This is a genomic window from Streptomyces sp. NPDC003032 (assembly GCF_053591415.1).
In genome coordinates this window covers 3,707-9,327 of the sequence record NZ_JBSFTT010000086.1, presented here as the reverse complement: position 1 = coordinate 9,327, position 5,621 = coordinate 3,707, and the positions used below count along the sequence as shown (strand labels likewise).

The following is a 5,621-nucleotide window of genomic DNA, read 5'->3' as shown; positions in this document are numbered from 1 at the left end:
CTCGGCCTCGATCCCGTAGCTGAAGGCCGCGATCGCCGAGCTGCAGGGCCAGGGCTACGCGCTCCCCGACTACCCGGACGACCCGAAGACTCAGGTGATCACCTGGACTCCCCCCACTGCTGTGGCGGCGCGGCCGCCGGGTCACGCGCCCATCATGTGGGCCCCGCCGTCGACGTGGACGATCTCGCCCGTCGTGCGCGGGAAGAGGTCCGAGAGCAGCGCGACGATGCCGCGGGCCGCCGGGTCCGGGTCGGTGAGGTCCCAGCCGGCCGGGGCGCGGGTGTGCCAGTCGTCCGCCAGCTCGGAGAAGCCCGGGATGGACTTGGCGGCCATGGAGCGCAGCGGGCCCGCGGCGACGAGGTTGCACCGGATGCCGCGGGGCCCCAGGTCGCGGGCGAGATAGCGGCTGGTCGACTCCAGGGCGGCCTTCGCGACGCCCATCCAGTCGTACTTGGGCCAGGCGACCGTCGCGTCGAAGGTGACGCCCACCACCGAGCCGCCGCGCGGTTCGAGGAGCGGCAGGCAGGCGGTGGTCAGGGACTTCAGGGAGTACGCGGAGACGTGCACGGCGCTCGACACGTCCTGCCAGGTGCCGTCCAGGAAGTGGAAGGCGCCCGGCGGCCCGTACGCGATGGAGTGCACGACGCCGTCGAGACCGTCGACGTGCTCCCCGAGGCGGTCCGCGAGGCCGTCCAGGTGCGCCTGGTCGGTGACGTCCAGTTCGACGACCGGGGCGGGCTTCGGCAGCAGAGCCGCGGTCCGCTCGATCAAGGACATCCGCCCGAAGCCGGTCAGCACGACGTCGGCGCCCTCCAGTTGGGCGATGCGCGCCGCGTGGAAGGCGATGGACGCCTCGGTGAGGACGCCCGTCACCAGGACGCGCTTGCCCGCGAGCAGCCCGCTCATGACGCGACCACCGCCCGCGGCAGCGAGGCGACCAGGGCGGAGTCGTGCGGCAGCGCGCCGAGCGCGGCGGCGCCGCCGGGCGAGCCGATCGCGTCGAAGAAGGCGACGTTGGACCCGCGGTGGTCGCCCCAGTCGGCGGGCACGTCGTCCTCGAAGTAGATGGCCTCCACGGGGCAGACGGGCTCACAGGCGCCGCAGTCCACACACTCATCGGGGTGGATGTAGAGGGCGCGGCCGCCTTCGTAGATGCAGTCCACGGGGCATTCGTCGATGCAGGACTTGTCCTTCACATCGGCGCAGGGCTGAGCGATGACATAGGCCATGCGGGGTTCCTCATTCAGTGCGTCGTCGGGTCTCTTCGGTGGGCGGGGTCAGTCGGTGAGCGCGCGGTCGACGGAGGCGCCGGTGGTGCGCTCGCCCAGGGTCAGGACGGTCACGGCGAGCGCGGTCATCACGGCGGCGATGACGCCGAACAGCGCCCCTGGCCCGTACGACTGGAGGACCGGGAGCAGCGCGAACGGCAGCGCGGCGGCGCTGAGTTTGGACAGCGAGTACGCGGCGCCGGACGCGGCCGCGCGGATGGCGGTCGGGTACTGCTCGGCGAGATAGACGTGCGAGACGTTGGAGAAGAGGTTGCTGAACACGGTGTAGACGAAGCCGAACACCATGATGAGCGTCGGCGATCCCGCGTACGAGAATCCGAGCCCGGCCACCACCATCGCGGCCGCCGAGGCGACCACCAGGGTCTTGCGCTCGACGCGGTCGATGATCGGCAGCGCGAGCGCGGAGCCCACGGGGTAGCCGAGGAAGCAGACCGCGGTGAAGCCGAGGCCGGCGACGATGCCGTACCCCTTGGCGGCGAGGATCTGCGGCGCGAGCGTGCCGAAGCCGTAGTAGCCGACCGTCGACAGCGAGCAGAAGATCCAGAGCATCGTGGTGCGGCGCCGCAGGTGGGGCTGGAAGATGTCCCGCAGGCGGGTCGCGGGGGCGGCCGTCTCCTTGGCGGTGGACCCGGCGTCGACCACGGGCAGCGCCTGGGCGCCGCCGGGGACCTCCGCCTCCATGCGGGAGACCAGCGCGTCCGCCTCGTCCTCGCGGCCGACCGTCGCCAGCCAGCGCGGGGACTCGATCAGCCGCCTGCGCAGCACCCACACCACGGCGGAGCCAAGGGCGCCGATCACGAAGAGCCAGCGCCAGCCGTCGATGCCGAGCGGCGTCAGCGGTACGAGCCACAGGGCGGCGAAGCCCACGGCGGGCACGCCGCAGAAGGCCAGGGTGTAGGCCCAGGCGATGAACCGGCCGCGCTTCTTCGCGGGCAGCACGTCGGACAGATAGCAGTCGGAGAGGGACTGTTCGGCACCGATGCCGATGCCGGCCAGGAACCGGGTCGCGATCAGCCAGGCCGCGTTCGGCGAGAAGGCGCCGAGCAGCGAGAAGCCCGAGTAGATCGCGAGGTTGATCAGGAACGCCCGGCGCCGCCCGTACCGGTCGGCGATCTTGCCGAGCAGCAGTGAGCCGATGAACTGGCCGATGAAGGCGGACGCGAGGACCAGCTTGAGCTCGGTGGCACCGAACGCGAAGTCGTTCTGGAGGACCTTCGCGATGGTGCCGGAGAGGTTGTTCTCGAACGTGTCGAAGAGCAGCCCGACGCCGATGACCGCGGTGATGCTGCGGTGGGTCGGGGTGATCGGCATCCGGTCGAGCCGGGCGCCGATCGAGGCGCTCGTGACGGCTGTGCCGGCCGTGGCGGCCGTGGCGGTGGCGGCCGCCGGTTTGGTGACCGTGTCGACCATCAGGCGGCCCGTTCGATGTGCGCGTCGACCTCACCACGGCGGACCGGCGCGCTGACCTCGTGCAGATAGGAGGCCACCTCGCGGTAGGAGGCCCAGAAGCCGACCTCGTGGTAGGGCACCCCGCGCTCGGCGCAGTACTCGCGGGTGAGTTCACGGGCCCGCCCCAGGTTCTTCTGCGGCATGGCGGGGAACAGGTGGTGCTCGACCTGGTAGTTGAGACCGCCGTACAGGAAGTCGATGAACCAGGAGGGGCGGATGTTGCGGGAGGTGAGGACCTGCCGCTCCAGCCAGTCCAGCGTCTCCTCGTCGCCGTCGCGCACGTCCATGCCCTTGTGGTTCGGCGCGAAGATCATGCCGAAGTAGACGCCGAGGGTGGCCTGCTGCACAAGGATGAAGGTGACCGCGAGGACCGGCGACAGGACGGTGAAGACACAGGTCAGATAGATCGCGGCGCGCAGCAGGAGCAGCGTGGACTCCAGGACGGGGCGCTTGGTGAGACCCTGCGCGATCGACTTCACGGCCGTCTTGTGCATCTTGAACGACTCAAGGACGAGCAGCACGAAGAAGAGCACGCTCTGGTAGCGCACGATGAAGCGCTGCGTGCTGGTGCGGGTCGCGTACTGCTTGATGTCGAAGATCGCGGTGCGCCGCCCGATGTCCGGGTCCATGTCCAGGTGGTTGGGGTTGCTGTGGTGGCGGTTGTGGTGGTTGACCCACCAGCCGAAGCTCACCCCGTTGACGAAGTTGGCGTGGAAGTAGCCGACCGCGGACGCGGCCCGCTTGTCGCGGAACATCGCCTTGTGGCCCGCGTCGTGCCACATGAAGGAGGACTGGCCGCCGCAGAGGCCCATCCACACCGCCACGGCGAGCTGCCACCAGGAGTCGCCGAGCAGGAAGAACGCGGTGAGCCCGGCCACCAGCAGTGTGGTGTTCCGGGTCAGCCGCCCTATGTAGTACCGGGGGTCGAGGTCGAGCAGACCCTCCGCCTTGACGCGTTTGAGGAGTTCGGAGAACGTGGCGGACGCCCCGGTGCGCGGCGGGACTCCGGTGTGCTGCGGGGCGACGGCGACACCGGTCTCTTGGACGTGCGGACGCTGCATACGAAGCTCTCCTCGGAAGAAGTGCCCGAACCGGGCGGCGGCGCCCGCCCGGCCGGCCGGTGGGGTACCGACGCCGGGCGAACGTGTGTGCAGCGTTCCGTGCAGTGCTGATGTGGCGCTGACTCTGGACTGATCGGCCAGGTCGTACGGCGCTGACGCCGACCGTCCCGCGCGTCGCGGCTCAGGCCGCCGGGCCGGGCTCGGCTTGCGGCGGGGTGTCCGGCTCGGCGCGCAGCAGGGCGTCCAGCTCCTGGACGACGGCGTCCGCCGCGTGGGCGATGTCCTCGTCGTCGGGGGCGCCGATGATGCCCATCAGCTGTTCCACCATGGCGTGCTTGAGCGCGTCGGTGGTCTTCGTGTTGCCACTCATGGTCATCCACTCCTGTCGTTCGATTGAGGTTGTTCTGTGCCCGTCCGCACGTCAGAAGGCGTTGCACGCACGGAAGATGTGCGCGAAGGAGGCAAGCGAGGCCGGGCCGTCGAAGGCGACGTACTCCGGGATGGTCGCGTCGGGCGCCCACTTGTGCTTGTACGAGAGCTGCGTCTGGGCGGGGTAGAGCGCGGCGCCCTCGGCCCACAGGGCGTGCATCAGCCACTGGAAGGCCGGGCTGTGGCCGCCCAGTTCGTGCTCGGCGTCCAGTCCCGTGAAGGGCGTGAAGCCGAAGTGCAGCCACTGGACGCCCTCGCCGCGGAACACCTCGATGGCGTGCGCGTTGATGGCCTCCATGAGACCCGGTGACCCGTCCGGCACGCGCCGGCTCAGGTCGTGCATCCAGCCCGCGCGACTGCCGAAGACCGGGGAGTACGAGATGTACGCGACCGGCGCCCCGGCGATCGTGCCGACGAACAGCCGCCGCCGCTCCTGCGCCTCGCCGCCGATCTCACCGACGAGGAACTCCAGGGGGCGGGCCGCGCCCTTGCTGGACAGCCAGGCGCCGTCGATCGTCTCCAGGGCGTCCTGGTGGGCGTCGGCCTTGACCTCCTGGATCTGGAGGCCGTTGCGGTAGGCACGGGAGATCTTGTTGCGCAGCTGCATGAAGCGGGTGCCGCGCAGGGTGAACTCCGCCAGGCTCACCGCCCATGAGGCGCCGATCTGGTTGACGGTGAAGCCCAGACGCGCGTACCGCTCCGCGTCGTCGCGCTGCAGCTGGACGCCGACGTGGGTCAGCCCCTGCTCCTTCACGTGGTGCCGGAACCCGTCGAGGAGGGCGTCGTACTCCTCGGGGGCGGCGAAGGGCCCGCCGAACTGGACGGCGAACCGGCCGGTCCTGCGGTAGACGACGACGCCGTCCGCCCCCGGCAGCGTGAACGTGCTGTTGCCGCTGTTGAGCGCGAGGAACGCGCTGGGATTCTCGGCCCGCGTATAGGTGCTCACAGCCTTGAGAATCGGATTTTCCACTACGGTCACGGTCATGATCCGTATCCCTTTCGGAAGCCGTTGCGGTCGATGAGAGTAGAGCACCGCCGCCCCTTTCATGGGAAGGGTGGAAAGCTCACGGCGCAGCTGTGTGGCGCCATGTCAGAGAGGCGTCAGCATCCCGTCAGAAGCGCCTGCCAATGTTGTTCTCGTGAACGACCCGGGGAACCGGGTCGGGAACACGGAGAGGTGCCCGGAGTGGCTTATCGGGGACTTCGAGTCTCGACTCAAGGTCGGGTCCTTCGGGGCCCACGCAGGTTCGAATCCTGCCCTCTCCGCAGGCACGGAATCACGTGCCCGTACGGCCTGGAGAGGTGCCCGGAGTGGCTTATCGGGGACTTCGAGTCTCGACTCAAGGTCGGGTCCTTCGGGGCCCACGCAGGTTCGAATCCTGCCCTCTCCGCC

At 69.8% G+C, this 5,621-nt stretch carries 6 protein-coding genes, 2 tRNA genes and 1 pseudogene; 3 read left to right on the top strand and 6 right to left on the bottom strand.

Annotation, left to right across the window (positions count from 1 at the left end):
* Window positions 1-19: 19 nt before the first annotated feature.
* Window positions 20-91 (top strand): annotated as a pseudogene (locus ACWDZ7_RS42090) (NADP-dependent isocitrate dehydrogenase); the annotation flags it as partial.
* 50 nt (window positions 92-141) lie between these two features.
* Here the strand turns inward: ACWDZ7_RS42090 and fabI are convergent.
* The 6 genes from fabI to ACWDZ7_RS42060 form a co-directional block, all read right to left on the bottom strand.
* Window positions 142-906, bottom strand: a complete 765-nt coding sequence (fabI, locus tag ACWDZ7_RS42085; RefSeq protein WP_451519457.1) for an enoyl-ACP reductase FabI — start codon at window positions 904-906, stop codon at window positions 142-144.
* On the bottom strand, window positions 903-1,229 hold the full coding sequence (fdxA, locus tag ACWDZ7_RS42080; protein WP_451804148.1) for a ferredoxin: 327 nt from the start codon (window positions 1,227-1,229) through the stop codon (window positions 903-905). The genes fabI and fdxA overlap by 4 nt, the downstream gene beginning before the upstream one ends.
* A gap of 48 nt (window positions 1,230-1,277) precedes the next feature.
* Entirely contained in the window at window positions 1,278-2,600 is a 1,323-nt protein-coding gene (locus tag ACWDZ7_RS42075) for an MFS transporter (RefSeq protein ID WP_451804150.1), read from the bottom strand.
* A 98-nt stretch (window positions 2,601-2,698) separates the two neighbouring features.
* On the bottom strand, window positions 2,699-3,799 hold the full coding sequence (locus ACWDZ7_RS42070; protein WP_451804146.1) for a fatty acid desaturase family protein: 1,101 nt from the start codon (window positions 3,797-3,799) through the stop codon (window positions 2,699-2,701).
* Window positions 3,800-3,980: 181 nt separating this feature from the next.
* Window positions 3,981-4,169: a hypothetical protein gene (locus tag ACWDZ7_RS42065; RefSeq protein ID WP_451804144.1), complete on the bottom strand. Its 189-nt coding sequence runs from the start codon at window positions 4,167-4,169 to the stop codon at window positions 3,981-3,983.
* Between the two features lie 51 nt (window positions 4,170-4,220).
* Window positions 4,221-5,213: a DUF2156 domain-containing protein gene (locus tag ACWDZ7_RS42060; protein WP_451804142.1), complete on the bottom strand. Its 993-nt coding sequence runs from the start codon at window positions 5,211-5,213 to the stop codon at window positions 4,221-4,223.
* A gap of 186 nt (window positions 5,214-5,399) precedes the next feature.
* Between ACWDZ7_RS42060 and ACWDZ7_RS42055 the strand changes: the two genes are divergently transcribed.
* Both ACWDZ7_RS42055 and ACWDZ7_RS42050 read left to right on the top strand, forming a co-directional pair.
* Window positions 5,400-5,494 (top strand) — tRNA-OTHER (locus tag ACWDZ7_RS42055).
* Between the two features lie 30 nt (window positions 5,495-5,524).
* Window positions 5,525-5,619, top strand: a tRNA-OTHER gene (locus ACWDZ7_RS42050).
* Window positions 5,620-5,621: the final 2 nt, after the last annotated feature.